The following is a 22,580-nucleotide window of genomic DNA, read 5'->3' as shown; positions in this document are numbered from 1 at the left end:
GTTTAGTCGTTCCTCAAAGTATTCACTTCGTATTACATTCCATTTTTTAGCTACAGTGTTGAAATATTGTATTGAATTCATAAGTACACCTCCTTTAAATTTGAAGACTTATATACAAAAAACAAAAACTTCCGCCTCTATTTCTTAGAGGCGGAAGTAAATTCCACGGTTCCACTCTAATTATTATATATAATATAAGTATATAATAACTCGTTTTTATCGGCACAAACATACCTTAACGTTTCTATCGGGCGTAACCGCTGTCGTCTACTTTATTTCGAGACAGTGCTCAAAGATGCATTCACATAAAATTATGCTTAAAATCTTTTTCAGCCTATGAAGATTTTTCTCTTTCAGCTTTTATTTTATGCTACTATTTCTTATCACAGCATTTAACAATTTTTATTTTCATGGTATATACTATTTCAAATATTATATTTTGTCAATAAAAATTTTAAAGTTTTATAATAAATTAATAATCGTGACAACTTATGATAAAAATATATATCATATTAAATGGTGTTTTTTGGATATTGATTAAAAATTATCTTTACTGGAGAGGTGATTTAATTGAAAAGAGTATGCCCATTATGTAATGGGTTATATGAAATAGAAATAAGCTGTCCCGACTGTGGCAGAGATATGTCGGATAACGGTCCTGTAGTTAATTATTTAGATAATTATAGCCCTTATTTGTTAGATGATATTTCCCATACAGAAGACGGGGTAGCGGAAGATGAATGTACACATCTTTTTTGTTGCCCGAGTTGCGGAAAAGATAAAATAGTTGGGATAGGAAGAGTGGAAATTTAGAGGGTATCAATAAAATTTAAGAATGGGGTAGGGAGGATAATATAAAGATAGGTTCTGTATTATACAGAACCTATCTTTATATTAAAAATACTTTTTCGTTAAGAGAGTTCTACATTTTTGCCTATTCCTGTTTCCACAGCTTTTTTGTATATTTTTTCTCCCACCACTACATCTAAAATGGCGGAACCTACGGTCTTAAACAAAGTTATTTCATTAGGATTTTCTCGTCCCTTAATTTTACCTAATATTACTTCTCCAAGTTCTCCTTGGTAGTGGTCCCTTGTTACAATTCCATCTTTAAGTGGAGAGATTAAATCTCCGGCTTCAGATAGAACTCCTGACACAGTGTCGAAGATAACTTTGTTTGCTCTTAGGACAATTTCAGGTGGCAGTTCATGCATTTCGGGAGTATAGGCACCTATACCGTTTATATGAGCACCGGATTTTATCAATTTTCCGTTAAAAACAGGCATTTTGGAAGTTGTAACAGTTGTAACAATATCTGCATCAATTACAGCTTCATCAGCGTTTTTTACAGCTATTATTCGAGTACCGAAATTACTGAAATGTTCATTCATCTTTTTTGAGAAATCAAGGGCTTTTTCATAATTAATATCAAAGACACGAACTTCCGTTAAATTACGAACTGTAAGCATTGCTTCCAATTGACTTTGAGCTTGCCCTCCGGTTCCGAATAGTGCTCCAATCTTTGAATTCTCATTGGAAAGAATTTCTGTAGCAGCTCCTTGAATAGCTCCGGTGCGCAATTGTGTAATAAAAGTACCTTCCATAATAGCAGCCACAATACCTGTTTGGGGATCCAATACTACCATAGTAGCCGGAACATTAGGTAATCCTCTTTCAACATTATGGGGATAAACAGAAACAATTTTGAGCCCCAGAGCTTTTATATTATCTCCGCCTACATAAGCAGGCATATACAAGCTCTGGCCTTCTGCTTCCGGGATATCTATATTTGTACGTAATGGTACGAAACTTTTGCCTTGAGAATAAAGTTTTAGAGCTTCTTTATCTGCTTTGATAGCATCTCTCATAGAAAAAATTGATTGAATATCCTCTTTTGTCAAAATTAACATAATCAGTCCTCCATTTTTTAATTTATTTAACATCCGGATTGGCGGATTTTAATTCTGAATAAAGCATACTAATTGAGCTGTAAAGCAATACTATGACAATGAGCCATTGCAACATTGATATATTTAAGGATTTTACAAAATAAACGGCTATCAATACCCCGATAATACCGAAGGTCGACGTAAATAATGTAATTTTACGGCTGTATTGACCAAATCTAATAAACTGCATACTTCCAACGGGAACGGAAAAAGTGCAGGCGCCCATCATAATTGGGAATGAAACAGCCGGATTTAGACCTAAAGCATATACTGTTGCCATAGTTAAAGCATAGGACCCAATCCCGATATTATTTAGTGCCCCATATATAAATAACAGTATAGCAGCTATAATGAGCTTTGCACCTGTCAGTTCCGTAGCCGTGCCTCCTGAAGGAATCAAATTGAATTTCCCTGCTAATATCAATAGGGAAGCTATAATTAATCCGATTCCTATAAATATTCGAATGGTTCTTTCAGGTAACTTAACTACAAAACGGGGGCCTATGAATGCGCCGATAACCTGGGCAACAATACATACTGCTAATGTTACAATACTTACTTTAATAACAGAAATATAAGAAAGGGCCATAACCGCAACAGGGATAACACATTGGGTATTTAATGTCCCCGGTAATTTTTTGTCTGAAACCCATTTTAATTTACGATAAAGAACTGTGGAGATTGCAAAATCCGAAATTCCAAAAGTAGATAATAAAAAGATAATAAAAGATGTAATGGCTAGAACTATATTATTTCCCGGCTCTTTTGATATTTCTTTTTTGTTTTTGAAAAGATCTATCACAAAGGAAATTAGAAATGATAGATTAACTATTACAATTAATATTAAAATAACTTTAACCATAATATTTTCCTCCTAAGGTTAATATATTTTTCTTATTTTTTCTAAGTCATCACCAAATTCTTTCTTTGTTTTTTCATCTAAATGCTGTATTATATTTAGGCAATATGCATCATGAACAATATGTTCCCTTGCAAGAAATACCATTGAATGATTTTTTGTCCATACAGCTTCTCCGTTAACTTTGCTTGAAATAGAGCCAAAGATCATTTCCTTTTCGTCAATTACTACTGATATCCATCTGCTTCCCATTTCTTTAAGTTTGTCTTTTTCAAAACCATGTTTGTAATAGTGGTCAAAAGGTAGATCATACTGTTGAGTTTCACTAAATAAAATTAATACGAATTTTTTGAGGCGTTGATTAGTTTTTTGTAAGAGCTGAACCATTTCCTTATCTAAATCTTCCTGCCATATTTGAATCAAAACTTCCTCTTTTGCATATTGGATTAAGTACTTACTTTTGTTTAAAATATTTTGAAATCCATCGATATTCCATAATGCTTCTGAATCCGTATTTTTTTCATATTGAACTAAATAGTTATCTATTTCTTCAAGAGAACTTGAAACATTTCGGCTTATGTTTTCCTTAAATTCGTTGATTGGGATAGCACTATATAAGATCGGATTGGTTTGTGCTTCCAATACAATTCCTTTTTGAATTAAAGTTTCTAAAATATTGTATACTCTTGAACGTGGTACAGAAGACTGTTTACTGATTTCATATCCTGTCGACGGACCTACCTTTAGCAAAGTTACATATACCTTTGTTTCATATTCTGTAAAATTGAACTTTTTCATCAATGGAATTAAATTTTTCATACTTCTATATTGCCCTCCTAAGATAAATTTTATATATAATTTATTCAATTATCCCATGATGAGAATATAAAGACAATATTAAATTCGGTGATTAACATTGTGCTATTTTTAACAAACCAAGATAAAAAATTGTCTGCAGTACAATTTTTTTGCTGTAGATAGTAGTTACTATCAGTTACTATTATATTAAAGAAAATTGTATTTGTAAATAAGTATTTGAAATTTATTTTAACAATAAAGAAGCTGCCCTCATGTAGATACTTCCTACATAAAAACAGCTCCTTGAATTAATCTCAGCTTATGTGTATGGGGAATTTTTTTCTTTCTTTAAAAAGAAAGATATATTTAAATCCCAATTCTTTTAAAAGTTTTTCTCCTTCTTTGTATTTATAGTTTAAAAAAGCGGGTTCATGAGCGTCGGAACCCATTGTTATTATTTCTCCTCCGAGAGATTTATACAACTTAAGCAATTCAGTCTTAGGATGAAAATATTTAAGGTGGTATCTCATTCCCGAAGTATTAAGCTCAATACCTTTCCCATTTTTTATAACTAATTTTAATATATCTTCTATCAAATACATGTATTCCTTTGGAGGAGGCAGCTGAGTATTTTCCGGGAAATATCTGTCAACTACATCAAGATGCCCCAATACATCATAATCATTATAATTTAATACACATTCATACAAGGATTCATAATATTTAACTAATCCTTCAATTGGCTTTATATCTTTGAGATAATTGTCTAAATACATGTCCTTTCCTTCGATAGAATGCATGGACATCAACACGAAATCAAAAGGATTTTGTGATATGAATTCATTGTATTTTTTGTATAAATGGGGTTTCATCCCAAGTTCAACGCCACATAATATTTCAATTTTATTCATATACTTGTATTTAACTTGATTGATTTTTCTAAAATAATCCTTTGTATTAAAAGCAAGATCCAGTTTTTTTTCTGTAACTTCAAATTCTACATGGTCTGTAAAGCATATGGATTTCATATTTTTATTTATTGCTTCCGTGACCATATCTTCCATTGAATATTTTGAATCTATGGAAAAATCGCTGTGGATATGAAAATCATACATAAATTAAGCACTCCTAAAGTTTATTAAGCTTGATAGCTTTCTTTATATTGAAGCCTGTATAAATCATAGTACATTCCTTCGTTTTGAAGCAGTTCTTGATGATTACCCATTTCAACTATTCTGCCTTTATGAAGGACTATTATTTTGTCGGAATTTTGAATGGTTGATAGCCTGTGGGCAACTGCTATGGTAGTTCTGCCTTTTATTAATTTTTTAAGAGCATCTTGTATTAATATTTCGGTTTCTGTGTCAATATTTGATGTGGCTTCATCAAGTATAAGCACATCAGGTTTGAATACCAAAGCTCTGGCAAAAGCAAGAAGTTGTCTTTCTCCTGCCGAAAGAGTAGCGCCTCTTTCCATTACAAGTTCGTCGTATTTTTGGGGAAGCTTTTTTATAAAATGATCGGCATTTACATATTTAGCCGCTTCAATTACTTCTTCATCGGAAATATTATTATCGTCAAGCCTTATGTTGTTTTTTATATTTCCTGTAAAAAGGAAAACATCTTGAAGGACTACTCCTATTTTTTTTCTCAACTCATATTTATTATAATCCTTAATGTTAATTCCATCAATAAGTATTTCTCCCTTTTGAATATCATAAAATCTTGACATAAGGCTTATAATTGAAGATTTTCCTGCTCCCGTGGCTCCTACGAAGGCGACAGCTTCTCCGGGATTGATAGTGAAGCTTACATCTTTTAATATCCAATTTTCATCTTCATAAGCAAACCACACATTTTTAAATTCTATTTTCCCTTTGAAATTTGTTATTGGTATGGGTTCTAAAGGATTTTTAATTTGTTCTTCTTCATCTAATATGCCGAATATTCTTTCACTGGATGCCATTGCCGATTGAAGTATATTATATTTTTCTGTTAAATCCAATATGGGCTCGAAGAATCTTTGCAGATAATCGATAAAAGCATATAAAACGCCAAATTCAACCTGACCTGAAATTACTCTTCTTCCTCCAAAATATACTAAAGCCGCGATTCCGAGAGAACGGATTATTTCAATTGCAGGCCTGAATAAAGCATAAATTTTTATTTCTCTTTTTGCAGTATTTAAATAATCTGTATTGATGATATCAAATTGATTGAATATCTTCTTTTCTTTTTTAAATATATGAATAGTTTTCATTCCTGTAAAATTTTCATTTAGTCTGGCATTTATTTTAGCGAGCTGTATTCGGCCTATTCGATATACGTCTCTTATACTATTTCTGAATATAATCGAAACCAACACTATAAACGGAACCAAAGCGAAGGACAAAATAGCTAATTTGTAGTTCATTTGGAGCATTATAATTGCTATCCCGAAAAGAATAAATATATCCTTGAACAGATAAACCAATACATCGGTGTACATTTCATTTAATGTTTCCGTATCGTTTGTAACTCTGGTAACGAGTCTTCCCACAGGATTTTTATCAAAGTACTTTAAACTCATTTTTTGAATATGTGAGAACAAATCCCTCCTTATGTTAAAAATAATTTTTTGACTTGTCCAGTTAAGAAGATATACTTGAACATAGTTTAAAACAAACGCTCCTAATATTACAAATAGAAACACCATACCGATAAGTTTTAATCCGTCAATATCCTCTTGCCTGAACTTCATAAAATCTTCATGAGATAAAAGGACTCCCTTTTTTATATCTGTTTCATTTTTATCGGCGATATAATAGTTTCCCTTGTATTTAGTAATGACTTTTATGTCATTATCATCATGTTGAAGTCTTTCCCTTTCTGAAAGATTGTTTTCCCTTACATAGATTTTATTGTTAAATATAGTACCTTTTTTACCTGAATTTATGTCAAAGACATATATTGGTTTTTTATAACCGTTTATATAGTCGTCAATTGTAATTTTCAAAAGGTAAGGCCTTGCAAGCTCAAGTCCTGTTATGAATATCATTAGTATTATACATATCGTCATATAATGCCAATAGGGTTTTGCATAACTAAGAAGCCTTTTCATAAGTTTAGAGTCATAGGCTTTTCCCAATATTTCATCGTTATTGTTATGTTCCATGTTTTCCCCTCCGAATTAATTTTTTTGTATTTTTTCTTCAAGAAGTTGTTTTTCATAAAGATCTTTATATATTCCGTCTTGTTTTACTAAAGAATCATGATTTCCTCTTGCAACAATTTCTCCTTCATCAATTACAAGAATTTCATCTGAATCTTTAATAGTTGATATTCTATGACTTATGATTATAGTAGTTCTTTTTTTAATTACTTCTCTTAAATTAGATAATATTCTTTCTTCCGTATCGGTATCTACACTGGAGAGACTGTCGTCAAGTATTAATACGGAAGAATCCTTTATAATTGCTCTGGCAATTGATACTCTTTGTTTTTGACCTCCCGAAAGAGTTACTCCTCTTTCCCCGAGCACCGTCTCAAATTTATTTGGGAATTCTATTATATTGTCATATACTTCAGCAGTTCTTGAAGCATTATAAATTAAATCTTCATTATATTTTTCTTCTTCTTCAAAGGAAAAAGCAATATTATTTATAATGGAATCGGAAAAGAGAAAATTTTCCTGTGGAACATACCCTATATTTTCCCTTAAAGATTTTATAGTCATATCTTTAATATTAATTCCGTCTATTAGTATTTCTCCTTCATCTATATCATAAAGCCTCAGAAGCAAGCTTACTATGGTTGATTTTCCGCTTCCCGTTCTTCCGACGATTGCTAAACTATGGTCTGAAGGTATTTTAAAATTTAAATTTTTAACAGCATAATTTTCGGAATGGGGATATTTGAAGGATACATTTTTAAATTCAATTTCTCCCTTCATATTTTTTATATCTATTGCATCCTTTGAATCCGTAATTTCAGGTTTTTCTTCAAAGATTATATTGAGCCTGTCCATAGATGCGGCTCCTCTCTGAAATAAGTTGATTACCCAGCCTGTTGCCATCATGGGCCATACCATTGAACTTAAATATGAATTAAAAGCCACAAAATCTCCAAGGGAGATATCATCTCTTATAACCAATATTCCTCCGTACCAGAGAACAATCAAAAAACTTATTGAAGACATAAATTGAACTAAAGGGTGAAATATTCCGGAAATTTTTACGAGACTTAGATTTTTGGATAAATTGCTATTATTGACTACCGAAAATTTTTTAATTTCATTTTCTTCCTGTACGAATGACTTAATTACTCTAATTCCCGCGAAATTTTCCTGAGCGGTATCTGTAAGATCGGAAAACGCCTCTTGGACTTTTATAAATCTTTTGTGAATTATTTTACCGAATTTACCTACTACAATAGCAATAAAAGGCAAAGTAGAAATAGCAACTAAAGTTAATTTTAAATTTGTGGTATGAATCATCATTATTACTGAAAAAAAAGTCATGAAAACCGCATCTACAATCATTACCACTCCTTGCCCTAATGCCATCCTTACTGAGTTAATATCGTTAGTTGCATGGGCCATAAGGTCTCCGGTTTTATGAGTATTGAAATAATTCGTTGAAAGAGTGAGGAGATGCCTGAATAATTTATTTCTCAAATAATATTCTAAAGTTCTCGCAGTGCCTTGTAGGTATATTCTCCAATAATATCTTCCAACCGCGATTATAAGTCCTGTTAAAATAATATATAAGCTATATTTAATTAATTCATTGAATGTAAGCAGATTATTTTGCAGAAGATTTGTAACTATTCTTAGTATCTGCGGAACTATTAGCTGGACTATATCAATGATTATTAACCATATTACTCCAAGAAAATATTTCCATTTATTTTTGATAAAAAAATCTTTAAGTACCAAAAAACTTTTCATTATAATGTCATTCCCCCTCAACTTTTACTTTGACTCTCTAAATAAACTTTATACTAACTATTATAATTGAAAAAAATAAGTTTTAAAGTAAAAAAATCATTCACATAAAAATAATATTTGATGAAAAACTAATAATAGTTTATTGGAGGTGAATTTATGGAGCTAAATACAAAAGAAATGCTTAAAAAGAAAATATTAGACGCTCAGGAAATGGTCAGAGATTATGAGATGTATTCTAAGAAAGTTGAAGATAAGGAATTAGTTCAAACTTTTAAAAGTTTTGCGGAAGACTGCGGTCTTCAAGCTCGAGCCCTTCAAGATATACTTAAAAGAATGAATTAAGATCAATTTAAGAAGTTCTGCTGTTTAAGAACTTCTTAATTATTTGAAAGAAGTTTTGATATGGTTATTATAAATTTATATGTTAAAAAAGTAAACAAAGTGTATAATTATAATTATATAATTATGAAATATTTCCTTGGAGTGATAAGAAAAAATTAGAAAGGCTGATATTCATGAAAAAAGTTAAAATAATATTTAATCCATCTTCAGGAAGACAGTTAATTAACAGAAAGTTGGATCATATATGTAAATTTCTTATTGACAATGGATACATAGTTGGAAAGTTTGTCACTGAAGAAAAAGGTGATGCCACCAAGGAAACGATTAAGTCCTGTAAAGAAGATTGGGATATAATAGTTGTATGTGGCGGAGATGGAACAGTGAATGAGGTTGCAAAGGGAATAGTTTTGGGGAAAAAGAAAATACCCGTGGCTATATTGGCCGCAGGAACGGTTAATGACTTTGCCAATCATATGGGGCTGCCTAAAAGCGGATGGGATTTTTTTGAAATGATAAGAAAAGGTAAAACGATAGATGTGGATTTAGGAAGAGTTAATGATGAATACTTTATGAATGTAGCTGCAAGTGGTTTATTGACTAATGTAGGCTATCAAGTTCAATCGGAAACCAAAGCGGTTCTTGGAAGGATGGCATATTATTTAGAGGGATTAAAAGAGATACCAAGGCAGAAATTTGAACCTATAAAAGTAAAATTTGAAAGTGAGGAGTATAACGGAGCAGAAGATATATTGTTGTTTATGATATCTAATAGTTCTTCAATAGGAGGGTTTAAAAGGCTTGCTCCCAAGGCGGAAGTCTGTGACGGATATTTGGATTGTATTATCATCCAAAAATCGGACATACAGGATTTAGTTTCGATATTTATAAATATATTTAGCGGTGACCATATAAATCATCCTAATGTTAGGTATTTTAAGACTAAAAAGATATCCGTTTTCACAGAAGAAGGTATACCTATAGATATAGACGGGGAATATGGAGGGAAACTTCCCGCAACATTTGAAGTACTGCCAAATAGCTTTAGAATATTTATTAAATAAAACTCTGACAATTTTATTGTCAGAATTTTATTTATTTATGGTATTATTATATTGACTTAAAGGTTAGGACATTATAAAATTCTTATTAAAGAAATGTTAAAAGCGGGACTTTGGAGGAGATTTTTTTGAATAATAATTGTGAAGAAGATGTAATGGAAATTGAAAGGTATCTGAGGAAAATCAACTGTATAGTAAGATTAAAGGGGAGAGAAATTCTTAATGATATTAATATAACTATTCCTCAATTTACTGCTCTTCAAATATTAATACATGAAGAAGAAAGTTTGACTATAGGAGAATTAAGTCAGAAAATGGCTCTTGCCTGCAGTACAATAACGGATTTGATTGACAGGATGGAAAAAAATAAACTTGTGGAAAGGAGGAAGGATTTAAGGGATAAAAGGATTGTAAGGATAGAAGTTATGCCTCTGGGGAATGAATTGGTTCAAAAAGTTCTTGAGAAGAGGAGAGAATATCTGCAAGAACAACTTGGAAGCTTCAATAAAGAAGATAAAACAAAATTAAAAGAATGTCTAAAAATATTATATAACGCTATTAGGGAAGAGTAACGTTATAGTTATTTTAAAACTTGGTATTTTGATTTTAAAGGGGAATGAAGCTATGAAATTTATTAATAACAGATTCAAGATAGTGACTGTATTACATCATAGTACTAAAGATGATGTATACATAGTTGAGGACTTATGGAATAATGAAGAAAAGAAATTTTTAAAATTTTTTAATTATGAAGAACATGGAAAACTCATTGACTATTTAACTGAAAATTTTATTTTTATTTCCAGCATTAAACATAAGTATCTTTTAAGTTGTGAGCAATTTGATATTTGCAGAACAGTAGACAGAAGTACGGTTAATATAAATAAATATTATTATGTAAGCGAGTATATAGATGCTTCAACTTTAGCTCAGATACGAGATGAATTGTCCGTTAAAGACAAGGTGTTTATTCTTATTCAGCTCTGTGCAGTTTTGAATTTCTTGCATTTTAGGGGAATAATATATAAGTCTTTGAATCCCGAAAATATTTATGTATTGAAAAATCGTGAAATTAAGTTACGAAATTTGATATCAACCTTTGAAGACAATTTAGAGAATGAATATGGCAAAAATACTAATCAGTTTATTTTATCGGAAACTCTGTTGAAAGAAAAATCTAAGGATATAAAAACTGATTTTTATTTTTTAGGAATGATAATCAAATATTTGTTTCCCGATGAAATTTTAGAGAAGGGACAGTTTCAAGTTATAGAGAATGTATATGATAATTTAGTTGAAAGTAACAAGGATGGAAAGGATATTAATTTATCACATATTGTAAATAAACTTTCTTCTGCTTTTCATATAAGATATGAATATGATTTAAGAAAAGAAAGGGAAACCATTAATTTTAAAACTAAGATGGTTGGGCAAAGTGAGGAATTAAAACGGGTTCTACAAATTTGTGGAGATTATCATGGCAGAAGATGTAACAAGAAGATTGTGTTAGTGAGTGGAGAGCCGGGAGTGGGGAAAACTCGGTTTTTAAAGGAAGTATCTTATCGCTTGAAAATTAAAGGAATAGATGTATATAACAGTTATATTACCAAAAAGGAAAATGAAAGCTTTAAAGTAATTAGAGATATATTGAGACAAGCAATAAAGGGTATTCCTAAGTTATTATTAGATAAATACGGTGGAGAACTGGTAAAAATATTGCCGGAGTTAAACCTTGCAAAAGATATAGTTCCGACTCCCTCTTTGGGAGAAAACGAGGATAAATTTAGACTTTATGACAGATTATTAAATTTAATGGATGGTTTATCTAAAATTAAATCCTTAAATATAGTGATCGATAATATTCATTATAGTGATATAGAAACTTTAACGATTATTGATTATATTTTAAAAAGTCCTAAGGAGTTTTCCATAGCATTTATACTGTCCGACAGCGGAGACAAAATTTCTGATTCAAATGTATCCAAATTTTTGGAAGAATGGAGAGCTAAAGGTTATATTGAAGATATAAAGTTATCTAAATTGGGGCTACAAGAAATAGGAGAATTAGTTCAATATATTTTGGGAATGAGTTTTAAACCTTTAAATTTTTCGGCCAGCCTTCTTAAGGAAACCTTAGGTAGTCCGAGGTTTATTGAATTGATACTTTATGATCTTTGTTCCAAGGGAGAATTGAGGATAAATGAAAGAGGCAATTGGGACTTGATAAACAAGACTTATTCGGAAGTTTATCTGCCTGTCAGTTTTGACAATACATTAAAAAAACAATTGAACTCCCTTGACGATGATTCTCTCCAAGTACTTAAAATTATTTCAATATTTAATAATCCAATTTCTAAAAACGGTATTATTAAAATGGTGAATATGGACGTAAATAGATTAAATGAGATAGTTGATAAGCTGGTAAAGGCAGATTTTGTGGATGAAAGGGTTGGAGATTGGGGATACAGTTATATCGTATATGATTTAAAATTAAAAAAGATGATATATTATTCTATAGATCCAATACAAAAAAAGGAGCTACACAAAAAATCTGCGGTCATATTAGAAGAAGAATATAAGAATAATAAAAATATAGATTTGGAAGAACTCATATATCATTTAATACAATCGGATCAAATGGACAAGGCTATTGATTATACAATTAATTATGCTAAGGAAATGGAGTCTTTGTTAAATTCTCAGTCTGTTTTATTCTGGGAGAAAGCATATGATTTATTAAAAGATAGAAAAGATGAAAGAAAACTTCAGGTATTGGAAAGCATTGGCAGACTTTATATATTAAGATATCAGAATGAAAAAGCACTAAAAGTTTATAAACAATTGCTTGAAGAGGCGGAACAATATAACTCTGTGAAATATATTGTTGATAGTAAGAATTCAATAGCACAAATTTATTATAAGAAAAATGACCTGGATTCAGCCTTTAAATATTCCTTTTCCGCAAAGAACATTGCAAAAGATGTAAATGATATTGAAGGATTACTCAATTCGATCATTTCATTAAGTAAGATTGAAATATATAAAGGCAATTATGACAGTGCTTCGAAAGAGCTATTAGCAGGGTTGGAGATTTCCGAAAGAGAAAAAGCAGAAAAGAGCATAGGATATTTTTATAATTTGTTAGGAATCATCGATTATTATTCGGGAAATATGGAAAAAGCGGAAAAAAATTTTCTTAAGAGTATAGAATATTTCGAAAGAACGGAGGACTATGTGGAGTTTATAAAACCGTTAAATAATATGGCAAATGTATATATTGAGTATTATGGAGATATAGATAAAGCGATTGAATACTATAATAAAGGCTTGAATATAAGCAGAAAAATTGGAGATTTAGATTTGGAAATGACTTTTCTGAATAATGTTGGTGAAATCTATATTGGAAATCATGATTATGAAAACGGGAAAAAGTATATCAGAAAAACTAAAGAAATAGCTGAGAATATTGAAAATGGAAACATGTTGTTTCTTTCCAACATAAATTTGGGGAATATATATTTAACAACGGGAGAATACGGTCTATGCTATAATTGTTACAGAGAACTGCAACAAGGATATATCAAAAACCCTAACAAAGAAAAAGAGGCCTTAGGTCAATATTTTAATTTCATGGGAGAATTCTATTATACCTTTGGCATGTGGAAAAAATCGTTGAAGAATACATACAGAGCCATACAGATGTGTAAGGAATTTGACATGAGAGATTATCTTCTATCGAAAATTAGAATAATATTAATTAAATACTATGAACAGTCAAAATTTGACAAAGAACATATAGAAGAAATAAGAAAAGAATTTAGAAAGAGAAAGTATAATTTTGACAGAAGAAAAGCCCTGCTTCAGTTTTCCACTATTGCAATTTTAGAAGGGGATCTTGATTATGCTTATGATTTATTAAAAGAAGATGAGGACTTAGTTCAAAAATATCATAAGGATTCCCTGGATTTCATTAGAAATTTACTATTATATTATCTTGATGGGAATAATGGGGACAGTTCTAAACTTATGTATTTGGAAAATGAAATGAAAAATAATGATATACTGTATTTTGAATTTTACGGGAATTTTATTATCGCAGATAAATTTTATCAACTTGGAGATTATTATAAATCATTGAAATTTTATACTGAAACTTTAGATGCTCTTTATAGGCTAACTATAAGAATACCTGATAAAAAATTTCAAATTCAATATATCAAAATCAATAGGGGAAATGAAATTAAACAAAAAATGAAAAGCATATTTAAGGAAATTTTTAAGAAAGATATACCTTATATATGTTTAGAAGATTTAGAAAAGGAAGATTCTATTGAAAAATATTTTGAATTTGAAAAAATATCTGAACTAATAGATAATGATTGTCTTAGAAAAATGTTGGGGAACAGTACAGATTTACAATTTACAAATAAAATAAAAAATTTAGAAGATTTAATAGTAAATTTTACCGATAATTATAAAGAGAATCTTCATTTAATATTGGAATACTTAGCAGAAAAAACTATTGCTCAAAAGGGATTTATATTTTCCTATGATGAAAAAAATAAAGACCTTTCTTTGGTTGTCAGCTTAAATTCCAAGGATTCGGATATTATAGACGAAAATATTTTAAAGATAATCGGGGAAAATAGTACTGGGGTTATAATTAAAAATACTCCCAAAGAGCTCAAAAAGAAATTTTTTACGGAATCGCTCTCGAAAGAAAATAAGGCCTTTATATGTGTGCCGGTGTATAAGCCTAATGGTTATATAAATAATTTCGTCCATAAAGATAGAAGAAAACATAACCTTAAAAATGAAAAAATAATAGGATATATTTATCTACAAACAGATAAACTATTTAATAGGTTTGATTATGAAAGGTATCAGGTTGCAGATTTATTATCATATTTGGTTTTTATGAATTTGGAGAATTACAATTTAAAGATAATGTCTACCATTGATGCTATGACCAATACCTATACCAGAAAGTATTTTGATATTATAATTAATGATATAATGTATAATGTTAAAATAAACGGAGAAAGATTTGCTTTACTTATGATTGATATAGATAAGTTTAAGGATATAAACGATACTTATGGACATAGAAAAGGAGATGAAGCACTATCGAAAATAGGCAATACATTAGTTCAAAATGTTCGTTCTACTGATATAGTTGCAAGATATGGAGGTGAGGAATTCATAGTAATTCTTCAAAACACTTCAGAAAAGGATGCAAAGGAAGTTGCAGAAAAATTAAGAAAAAAGATAGAGGAGTTAAATATTGAAAATTCAAGTTGCCTTTTAACAGTAAGCATAGGAATATCGATATTTCCAGATCATAGTCAGTTTAAAGAAGAATTAATCGAAGAAGCAGATCAAGCTTTGTATTGTGCTAAAGAAAATGGGAGAAACAGGATAGAAGCCTGGAATTCCAATATTGTTAATTCTTTTGAAAGGGTAGATAGATTAGCTGGAATAGTTACCGGCAATACCGTTCAAGATCAAAGAAACGTATTGGCATTAATGGATATGGTAGATCTTTTAAGAAAGGATAATTCTTTGAGAAATAAAATTTATGAATTTCTAGGGAGGACTATGGAAATATTATCAGCAGAGAATATTATTTTATTTACATTAAGCGATTCAGGAGAAATAGAAAAATCTTATTCTCGTAAAAGATTTACGAAAGGATTTTCAAGGCTTCCTTATTATAATAAGGGAATATTGAAGAAAACTATAGAGAGCAAAAAAGGTGAATTTTTAATTGATTGGGAAGATATAGGAGATGTGGATGCTTTATCAGGGGTACCTAATTGGAAGTCAATAGTTGTATTTCCATTGATTTATAAAGGTATAATGAAAGGTATTGTATATTTGTCGGTTTCCCTTAAAGAGAAAGAGTTCGACTATAACAGTTATAATTTTATTAAAGCTATATGCAGCATATTTTCGCCTTTGCTTAATTGAGTTATTTATTTGCATATATACTTTTAATTGTGATATAATTTAACAAATAATTAAAGATAATTAATACACCTATGAATAGGAGGATTGAAAATGTCAGCAACAATTAAAGATGTGGCTAAAATGGCGGAAGTTTCTATATCAACAGTATCCAGAGTTATAAATGATTCAAAACCAGTGAGTCCCGAGGTAAGGAAAAGAGTCTTGGAGGTTATTGATGAGCTGGGATATAAACCTAATGAGGTGGCTAGAACATTAGTGACTAAAAAATCTTTCTTGATAGGTGTGATTGCCACTGATATAGGGAATTCCTATGTAGCTCAGATAATTAGAGGAATTGAAGAAGTAGGTAAGATGTATAATTATGATATATTGCTGTGCAGCAGCTATGGAGATAAGGAGACGGAGCTAAAATTTATTCAGCTATTAAACAGGAAACAGGTGGAAGGAATAATATTAATATCCGAAATAATAAACGAAAAAGTTAAAGAACAAATAGATCAACAGAACATACCATTTGTGTATTTGAATAAGTATTTCTATATGGAAAATGTCCTTACGGTATCCATAGACGATTTAGATGCAAGTTATGAGATGACTAATTATTTAATCAGTTTGGGACATAAAAATATTATTTATGTCAGCACTCATGAAAACGAAGAATATTCATTGGAAAAGTTCAAAATTGAAGGATATAAAAAGGCCATTGATGAATTTGGAGAGGGAGACGAATTAATCTGTTTTGCAAAAGGATGCAGCATTGAAGACGGATATGATATAGGCAAGGAAGTTGAAGATTTAGTAGAAAAATATGATGCTACAGCGGTATTTCTAAGTCATGACGAGCTTGCTATAGGACTGATTAACTATTTCTACGATTGCGGAGTAAAGGTACCTGATGATATTTCTGTGGCAGGCTACGGTGACATTAAAATAAGTCAGATTCTTAGACCTAAACTTACTACGATTAAAGAACCCTATTACGATATTGGAGCGGTGGCAATAAGAAAAATCATTAAAGAACTTAAGGAAGAAAAGTTTGATAAGGGCAATATTAAATTGCCATTTCAAATAAAGAAGAGGGAAAGCTGTGGAAAAATACAAGCAGAATAGGAAAAAATTAATAATTATATTATTATCCATAGACATGGTAGTTGTGCTATTCTTATCCTTATTTATCAATAAAGAAATAGGTTTTTCTACAAGGTTGAGTAATAATTTTTTTATAGTCTCAATGGTGTTTTTGGTAGTTGGGGTTGTGTTTGAATTACAATCTTGGTCTCTTCATAAGAAGATTGTAAAAAAATCAGAAGGAGAGATTTCAATAGATGAGTTAAGGCAAACTCGATTTGATGATAAAACTATTTCTAAGGTAAGAATGCATGGCAATCTTAAATTTCGCAAAGAATTGTACAAGGTTTTAAATAAGATATTTATGATAATAGGGGTTATTGATTTTTTAGCGTCTTTGTTTATGCTTATTTTTATATAATTAAAAAGTACACATTGTGTACTTTTTAATTATATATTTAATAGTAATGAGGGTCTCATTATTTTTGATTTTAATTACAAATAATGGAAAATAGCCCTACAATTTCAATAGTAGGTACTAAAGATTATATTTATTATATAGAAGGATAAATGAGAAAAATGTAGAAATATATTATATTTAGAATAGGAGGGAAGATTTATGTCAGAAAATCAATATGTAGTTTTTAAATTAGGGAAAGAAGAATATGGAATTGATATTATGAATGTCAAAGAAATAGGATCTTATAAAGAAACAGTGAAAGTTCCCAATACTCCTAAGTTTATTGATGGGATAATCAATTATAGAGGTAAGGTAATACCTATAATTAACTTAAAGAAGAGGTTTAATCTTGAGAATACGGAAATTAATGCTGATACCAGAGTTATTATTATTAATCTTAACGAAAAACAAATAGGATTTGTAGTAGATGAGGCATCTCAAACGGTAAGGTTAAATGACAATGAGATTGATCCTGCACCGGATATTATTTCAAGTATAGATAGAAAATATATAATAGGGGTGGGAAAATTAAGTGAAGAAAGACTTTTGATTATTATCGACTTAGAAAAAGTTCTTAATGATAGTGAAAAAAGTGAGATAGAGCAGATGAAAATTTAGTTTAGAGGTGTATGTAATGAGTGATTCTTTGAACATAAAGAGGATCAATGATGTGTTTCATCAAACAATTAAGGCTATTGAAACAGGAAGAGAAGAAATAATTGATATATCGGAAAATATCAAAAAGGAATATACAAGGATAGAAGAAGAATTATCGGATATAAAAAAATTGGTAGATAATACAACCAAGGAAGTAGATTTTGCTGAAATTGAAGAAAGAAAGGCCAGGTTTAAACTTGCTACCGTTAGTAAAAATTTTGATATATACAGTGAGCAGGATATAAAGGATGCTTATGAAGAAGCAAATGATTTAAGAATAAAACTCATTCTCTTAAGAGAAAAAGAAAGAACTTTGCTGGAAAGAAGATATGAGTATGAATTAAGACTTAAGGCCAATCTTGACATTATGAAAAAGGCAGATAATGTAAATAAAAAAATTGGAGTTGCAGTAAAATATCTTCAAGAAAATACCGATCAAATCCTTTTAACTATAGATGACTTGGGGAAACGTCAATATTTAGGTATTAAAATAATCGAAGGACAAGAAGAAGAGAGGGAAAGAGTCGCAAGAGACATTCATGACGGGCCTGCCCAATCCATGGCAAATATTTTGATAAAGGCAGAGCTGTGTGAAAAGTTACAGGATTTAGATAAAGAGAGAGCAAAGGTTGAACTCAGCAATTTGAAAACAATAGTAAGAGAAACCCTTAAAGATATAAGAAAAATAATTTATGACTTAAGACCTATGTCTTTGGACGACTTAGGATTGAAGCCAACGTTGGAGAGATATATATATAATTATATGAAAGAAAACAGTATAATTGTAAAGTTAAACGTTATCGGCGACATAAGCGATGTTAATTCGACTATAGGAGTTGCTGTTTTTAGAGTAATTCAAGAAGCTCTGGCCAATGTTAAAAAACATTCTCAGGCAAGTATTTGTTCTATTGTGATAGAGAAGGCAAAGTCAAGATTAAATGTAATTATTTCGGATAATGGAGTTGGGTTTGATTACGATAATAAACATATTGAATATGAGCCGAAGAAAAATGGATTTGGGTTAATAAGTATGCGTGAAAGAATTGAATTATTAGATGGTGAATTACAAATTAAGTCGTCTCCAGGGAAGGGAACGAAACTTTATTTTTATATACCATTTGTAGAGGAGGAACTATACATATGAAAGGTAAGAATATAACAGTGATGATAGCAGACGATCATGTTTTAATGAGAGAGGGACTGAAGCAATTGTTAGAGCTTGGAAATAATATTGAAGTTATCGCTCAATCCGGAGACGGGGAAGAGACCATAAAGAAGGCAGTAGAATGTAAGCCTGATGTTATATTATTGGATATAAATATGCCCAAATTAAATGGAATTGAAGTATTAAGAAGATTGAAAGATATGGGACAAACATCTAAAATTATTATGCTAACTATTCATGATGCTCGGGAATATCTTTTTGAGACTATGAAAATTGGAGCAAATGGATATATTTTAAAAGATTCTGATTCGGACAGTTTGGTCAAAGCTATTAAAGACGTTTATGCCGGTAAGACTTATATACAACCCAGTATTGCTTCAATGCTTGTTGATGAGATTAATTCAAAAGGAGAGGAGAATAAAGATTTAGCTAAGATTAAGTCTTTAACCAGAAGAGAATATGAGGTTCTCACCCTTTTGGCAGAAGGAATTAATAATAAAGAGATAGCAGATAAATTATACATAAGCGAAAAAACTGTTAAAAATCATGTTTCTAATATATTTAAGAAGATTAAAGTAAATGATAGAATCCAAGCAGCCATATTTGCTTATAAAAATAATATAAAAAAAATATAAAAGGTGGGATTTAAATGAGTGAAAAGAGTAAAGGGAAAATGCTTCAGGAGGAATTATTCTTAAAACATAAAAATACTTGGGAATATGTTGAAGAAGATGAGTTCAACAAGATCTTTCAAATGGGTGAGGATTATAAAGAATTTTTAAATGTCGGAAAAACTGAAAGAAAAGCAACTAAAGAGATAATCAGAAGGGCTGAAGAAAAAGGGTTTAAACCATTAGAAAAAATATTAGAAACTGGAAAGAAGATAAAAGCCGGAGATAAGATTTATTTTAATAATAAAAATAAGGGAGTAGCACTTTTTGTCATAGGAAAGGAAGATATGGAAAAGGGAATGAATATAATCGGCTCTCATATAGATTCGCCAAGGCTTGATTTGAAGCAAGCTCCTCTTTATGAGGATTCAAATTTAGCTTTGCTTAAGACCCACTATTATGGCGGAATAAAGAAATATCAATGGGTTTCCATTCCTTTATCTCTTCATGGAATTGTAATTAAGAAGAATGGGGAAGAAATAGAAGTTGAAATAGGAGAAGATGAAAAGGACCCTGTATTTCTAATAACGGATTTATTAATTCACTTGGCTAAAGACCAGATGGCTAAGACTCTTGACGAAGGAATAGCAGGAGAAGGGCTTAATATTATTGCAGGAAGTATTCCTTATAAGGAGAAGGATTTGGATAATAAAATAAAACTTAATATATTGAATACTTTATACCAGAAATATGGAATAACCGAATCTGATTTTCTGACGGCAGAAATAGAAGCGGTACCTTCAGGCAAGGCAAGAGACGTAGGATTGGACAGAGGTCTTATATCTTCTTATGGTCATGACGATAGAGTATGTGCATATACTTCTCTAAAGGCAATATTAGATATGGATATCCCGGAAAGAACATCCGTAGGTTTATTTGTGGATAAAGAGGAGATCGGGAGTGTAGGCAGCACCGGAATGCATTCTCAATTTTTTGAAAATGCAGTAGCAGAAATTTTAGGTAAAGATTCAAACTTAATTAAATTTAAAAGGACGTTATCAAATTCAAGAATGTTGTCTGCTGATGTTGCAGCAGGATTTGATCCGAATTATCCGGAGGCTTTTGAGAAAAACAATTCTGCCGTAGTTGGTAATGGTATTAGTTTAATTAAATATACCGGCTCAAGAGGAAAAGGTGGTTCTAATGATGCAAATGCAGAATTTATCGGTTATGTAAGCAGAATATTTGATGAAAATAAAGTCGTATGGCAGACAGGAGAATTAGGTAAAACAGATCAAGGAGGAGGAGGAACTATCGCATATATTTTAGCTAATTATGGAATGGATGTAGTGGATTGCGGAGTTCCTGTCTTGAGTATGCATGCTCCTTATGAGATAGTAAGTAAAGGGGACGTTTATGAAACTTACAAGGGATATAAATATTTTTATTTGTCTAAATAAAAGTTGAAACCAATATGCTTTAAATACTTGAGATTTCAATAAATAAAAAGGCTGGTACAACTAATAATGACCGATTATGTACCGGCCCCTTTTTCAGTTATATATATTTTTTTACTAATTATTAATATTGGATGCTATATAATTTAAGGTAAAATTTTTAAAGGCTTCGCTTAAAGGTGATAGATGTCTGGTTTTATGGTATACAAAATAAAATTTTCTATTAAGATTGAATCCATCAATGTTGAATATTTTAATTTTTTTTTGCTGAATTTCATCTTTTACAGATATTTCCGAAAGAAAACTTATTCCTGCTCCTAAGGAAACAAGTTTTTTTATTATTTCCGTATCTTCAACGTATCCTATTATATTTAGTTGCTTTAAATTTAAGAAATTTAGTTCCATCTGCCTTTCTACTAATTCTCTTACACCCGAACCTTTTTCTCTCATTATTATCTTTTCTTTTAAGAGTATATTTTTTTCTAATGTAGAATAGTTATGGCAAGAAAACCTTTTGATGTTAGGAGTAATTAAAAAAAGGTTATCTTCCATTAAATCAATATATTCTAATTGGTTAGCACAGTGTTTCGTCCCTATTATTCCAAAATCGCTCTGTCCTTCCAGGATACTTTTTATAATACTTTTAGAATCCTTGGATATTAAAGAGAAAGTTACATCAGGATATGTTAAAAGAAAATTATATACAATGTTTGGAAGTACATATTTACTGGGAATAGTACTTGAAAAGATGTCTAAATGTCCCTGTATTTTACCTTTGAAGGATTCTAATTTGAATTTAGCCATCTTACATGAATTAATTATATTAATAGCATATTCATATAATATGGTCCCAGAAGGAGTCAATGATATATTTTTGCCAGAGCGATTTATAAGAGAAGTTTTCATCTCTTTTTCTAAGTTTTGTATATGGTTTGTTACAGTGGGCTGAGTAATGTACAATTTATCGGCAGCTTTTGAGAAGCTTTTCAAATTTGCAACTTCTATGAAAGTTTCTAATTGTCTTAAATCCAAAAAGATCACCGCTTTCTTCAAATTCTAATTATATATTATCAGATAATGAGTATATTTTTAAAGTAAAAAAATAATAATAAAATTTAATTTTCTATTGACAAATGAATTTTAAGCTGGTATATTAAAATAGTTGTCACAAAAAAGAGCATCAATTGTAAATCATAAAAAATAAAGAATGTTGGCCTTGACAAAGAGAGCTGTTTATGCTATAGTAAGAAGGTCAACAA

The 22,580-nt window shown here is 30.4% G+C and carries 18 protein-coding genes and 1 other annotated feature; of the genes, 11 read left to right on the top strand and 7 right to left on the bottom strand.

Annotated features, from left to right (window positions below):
- Positions 1–143 precede the first annotated feature (143 nt).
- Positions 144–396: a binding site (T-box leader), on the bottom strand.
- Positions 397–570: 174 nt separating this feature from the next.
- The gene (locus PP176A_RS15415; protein WP_071141370.1) at positions 571–813 is read left to right on the top strand and encodes a hypothetical protein; all 243 of its coding nucleotides are present in this window, start codon (positions 571–573) and stop codon (positions 811–813) included.
- A 98-nt stretch (positions 814–911) separates the two neighbouring features.
- On the opposite strand, the gene PP176A_RS15410 is transcribed toward PP176A_RS15415, so the two are convergent.
- The 6 genes from PP176A_RS15410 to PP176A_RS15385 all read right to left on the bottom strand — a co-directional run bounded on the left by PP176A_RS15410 (position 912) and on the right by PP176A_RS15385 (position 8,533).
- Entirely contained in the window at positions 912–1,910 is a 999-nt protein-coding gene (locus tag PP176A_RS15410) for an ornithine cyclodeaminase family protein (RefSeq protein ID WP_071141369.1), read from the bottom strand.
- Positions 1,911–1,932: 22 nt separating this feature from the next.
- Complete coding sequence (locus PP176A_RS15405; protein ID WP_071141368.1) at positions 1,933–2,811, bottom strand: sulfite exporter TauE/SafE family protein; 879 nt, start codon at positions 2,809–2,811, stop codon at positions 1,933–1,935.
- Positions 2,812–2,829: 18 nt separating this feature from the next.
- Entirely contained in the window at positions 2,830–3,627 is a 798-nt protein-coding gene (locus tag PP176A_RS15400; protein ID WP_071141367.1) for a TrmB family transcriptional regulator, read from the bottom strand.
- A gap of 293 nt (positions 3,628–3,920) precedes the next feature.
- On the bottom strand, positions 3,921–4,721 hold the full coding sequence (locus tag PP176A_RS15395) for a histidinol-phosphatase HisJ family protein (protein WP_071141366.1): 801 nt from the start codon (positions 4,719–4,721) through the stop codon (positions 3,921–3,923).
- A gap of 23 nt (positions 4,722–4,744) precedes the next feature.
- Positions 4,745–6,760 carry an ABC transporter ATP-binding protein gene (locus PP176A_RS15390; protein WP_071141365.1) on the bottom strand — a complete coding sequence of 672 codons (2,016 nt, stop codon included), beginning with the start codon at positions 6,758–6,760 and terminating at the stop codon, positions 4,745–4,747.
- A gap of 15 nt (positions 6,761–6,775) precedes the next feature.
- Entirely contained in the window at positions 6,776–8,533 is a 1,758-nt protein-coding gene (locus tag PP176A_RS15385; protein WP_071141364.1) for an ABC transporter ATP-binding protein, read from the bottom strand.
- Positions 8,534–8,689: 156 nt separating this feature from the next.
- Here PP176A_RS15385 and PP176A_RS15380 point away from each other — a divergent pair, with 156 nt between their 5' ends.
- The 10 genes from PP176A_RS15380 to PP176A_RS15335 all read left to right on the top strand — a co-directional run bounded on the left by PP176A_RS15380 (position 8,690) and on the right by PP176A_RS15335 (position 21,324).
- Positions 8,690–8,875 carry a hypothetical protein gene (locus PP176A_RS15380; protein ID WP_071141363.1) on the top strand — a complete coding sequence of 62 codons (186 nt, stop codon included), beginning with the start codon at positions 8,690–8,692 and terminating at the stop codon, positions 8,873–8,875.
- A 173-nt stretch (positions 8,876–9,048) separates the two neighbouring features.
- Positions 9,049–9,936, top strand: coding sequence for a diacylglycerol/lipid kinase family protein (locus tag PP176A_RS15375; protein ID WP_071141362.1), 888 nt, complete (start codon positions 9,049–9,051; stop codon positions 9,934–9,936).
- Between the two features lie 125 nt (positions 9,937–10,061).
- The gene (locus PP176A_RS15370; protein WP_234958969.1) at positions 10,062–10,505 is read left to right on the top strand and encodes a MarR family winged helix-turn-helix transcriptional regulator; all 444 of its coding nucleotides are present in this window, start codon (positions 10,062–10,064) and stop codon (positions 10,503–10,505) included.
- A gap of 52 nt (positions 10,506–10,557) precedes the next feature.
- The gene (locus PP176A_RS15365; RefSeq protein ID WP_071141361.1) at positions 10,558–15,903 is read left to right on the top strand and encodes a diguanylate cyclase; all 5,346 of its coding nucleotides are present in this window, start codon (positions 10,558–10,560) and stop codon (positions 15,901–15,903) included.
- A 90-nt stretch (positions 15,904–15,993) separates the two neighbouring features.
- Positions 15,994–17,013, top strand: coding sequence for a LacI family DNA-binding transcriptional regulator (locus tag PP176A_RS15360; RefSeq protein WP_071141360.1), 1,020 nt, complete (start codon positions 15,994–15,996; stop codon positions 17,011–17,013).
- Entirely contained in the window at positions 16,991–17,392 is a 402-nt protein-coding gene (locus PP176A_RS15355; protein ID WP_071141359.1) for a hypothetical protein, read from the top strand. Before PP176A_RS15360 ends, PP176A_RS15355 begins: the two co-directional genes overlap by 23 nt.
- 198 nt (positions 17,393–17,590) lie before the next feature.
- On the top strand, positions 17,591–18,049 hold the full coding sequence (locus tag PP176A_RS15350) for a chemotaxis protein CheW (protein WP_071141358.1): 459 nt from the start codon (positions 17,591–17,593) through the stop codon (positions 18,047–18,049).
- 16 nt (positions 18,050–18,065) lie between these two features.
- Positions 18,066–19,232: a sensor histidine kinase gene (locus PP176A_RS15345; protein WP_071141357.1), complete on the top strand. Its 1,167-nt coding sequence runs from the start codon at positions 18,066–18,068 to the stop codon at positions 19,230–19,232.
- On the top strand, positions 19,229–19,888 hold the full coding sequence (locus PP176A_RS15340) for a response regulator (protein WP_071141356.1): 660 nt from the start codon (positions 19,229–19,231) through the stop codon (positions 19,886–19,888). Before PP176A_RS15345 ends, PP176A_RS15340 begins: the two co-directional genes overlap by 4 nt.
- Before the next feature lie 14 nt (positions 19,889–19,902).
- The gene (locus PP176A_RS15335) at positions 19,903–21,324 is read left to right on the top strand and encodes an aminopeptidase (RefSeq protein ID WP_071141355.1); all 1,422 of its coding nucleotides are present in this window, start codon (positions 19,903–19,905) and stop codon (positions 21,322–21,324) included.
- Positions 21,325–21,438: 114 nt separating this feature from the next.
- Here PP176A_RS15335 and PP176A_RS15330 read toward each other — a convergent pair whose 3' ends face one another.
- Complete coding sequence (locus PP176A_RS15330; protein WP_071141354.1) at positions 21,439–22,353, bottom strand: selenium metabolism-associated LysR family transcriptional regulator; 915 nt, start codon at positions 22,351–22,353, stop codon at positions 21,439–21,441.
- Positions 22,354–22,580: the final 227 nt, after the last annotated feature.

This window comes from Sporanaerobacter sp. PP17-6a (genome assembly GCF_900095615.1).
Classification (GTDB): domain Bacteria; phylum Bacillota; class Clostridia; order Tissierellales; family Acidilutibacteraceae; genus Acidilutibacter; species Acidilutibacter cellobiosedens.
The sequence above is the reverse complement of the archived record's forward strand: the minus strand, read 5'-3'. Positions and strand labels throughout refer to the sequence as shown.

Bases quoted from the DNA above. Each gene is read 5' to 3' on its own strand.
- PP176A_RS15395 (WP_071141366.1), bottom strand. From the start codon at position 4,721: ATGTATGATTTTCATATCCACAGCGATTTTTCCATAGATTCAAAATAT.
- PP176A_RS15410 (WP_071141369.1), bottom strand. From the start codon at position 1,910: ATGTTAATTTTGACAAAAGAGGATATTCAATCAATTTTTTCTATGAGA.
- PP176A_RS15340 (WP_071141356.1), top strand. From the start codon at position 19,229: ATGAAAGGTAAGAATATAACAGTGATGATAGCAGACGATCATGTTTTA.
- PP176A_RS15405 (WP_071141368.1), bottom strand. From the start codon at position 2,811: ATGGTTAAAGTTATTTTAATATTAATTGTAATAGTTAATCTATCATTT.
- PP176A_RS15400 (WP_071141367.1), bottom strand. From the start codon at position 3,627: ATGAAAAATTTAATTCCATTGATGAAAAAGTTCAATTTTACAGAATAT.
- PP176A_RS15385 (WP_071141364.1), bottom strand. From the start codon at position 8,533: ATGAAAAGTTTTTTGGTACTTAAAGATTTTTTTATCAAAAATAAATGG.
- PP176A_RS15390 (WP_071141365.1), bottom strand. From the start codon at position 6,760: ATGGAACATAACAATAACGATGAAATATTGGGAAAAGCCTATGACTCT.
- PP176A_RS15335 (WP_071141355.1), top strand. From the start codon at position 19,903: ATGAGTGAAAAGAGTAAAGGGAAAATGCTTCAGGAGGAATTATTCTTA.
- PP176A_RS15350 (WP_071141358.1), top strand. From the start codon at position 17,591: ATGTCAGAAAATCAATATGTAGTTTTTAAATTAGGGAAAGAAGAATAT.
- PP176A_RS15380 (WP_071141363.1), top strand. From the start codon at position 8,690: ATGGAGCTAAATACAAAAGAAATGCTTAAAAAGAAAATATTAGACGCT.
- PP176A_RS15345 (WP_071141357.1), top strand. From the start codon at position 18,066: ATGAGTGATTCTTTGAACATAAAGAGGATCAATGATGTGTTTCATCAA.
- PP176A_RS15360 (WP_071141360.1), top strand. From the start codon at position 15,994: ATGTCAGCAACAATTAAAGATGTGGCTAAAATGGCGGAAGTTTCTATA.
- PP176A_RS15375 (WP_071141362.1), top strand. From the start codon at position 9,049: ATGAAAAAAGTTAAAATAATATTTAATCCATCTTCAGGAAGACAGTTA.
- PP176A_RS15365 (WP_071141361.1), top strand. From the start codon at position 10,558: ATGAAATTTATTAATAACAGATTCAAGATAGTGACTGTATTACATCAT.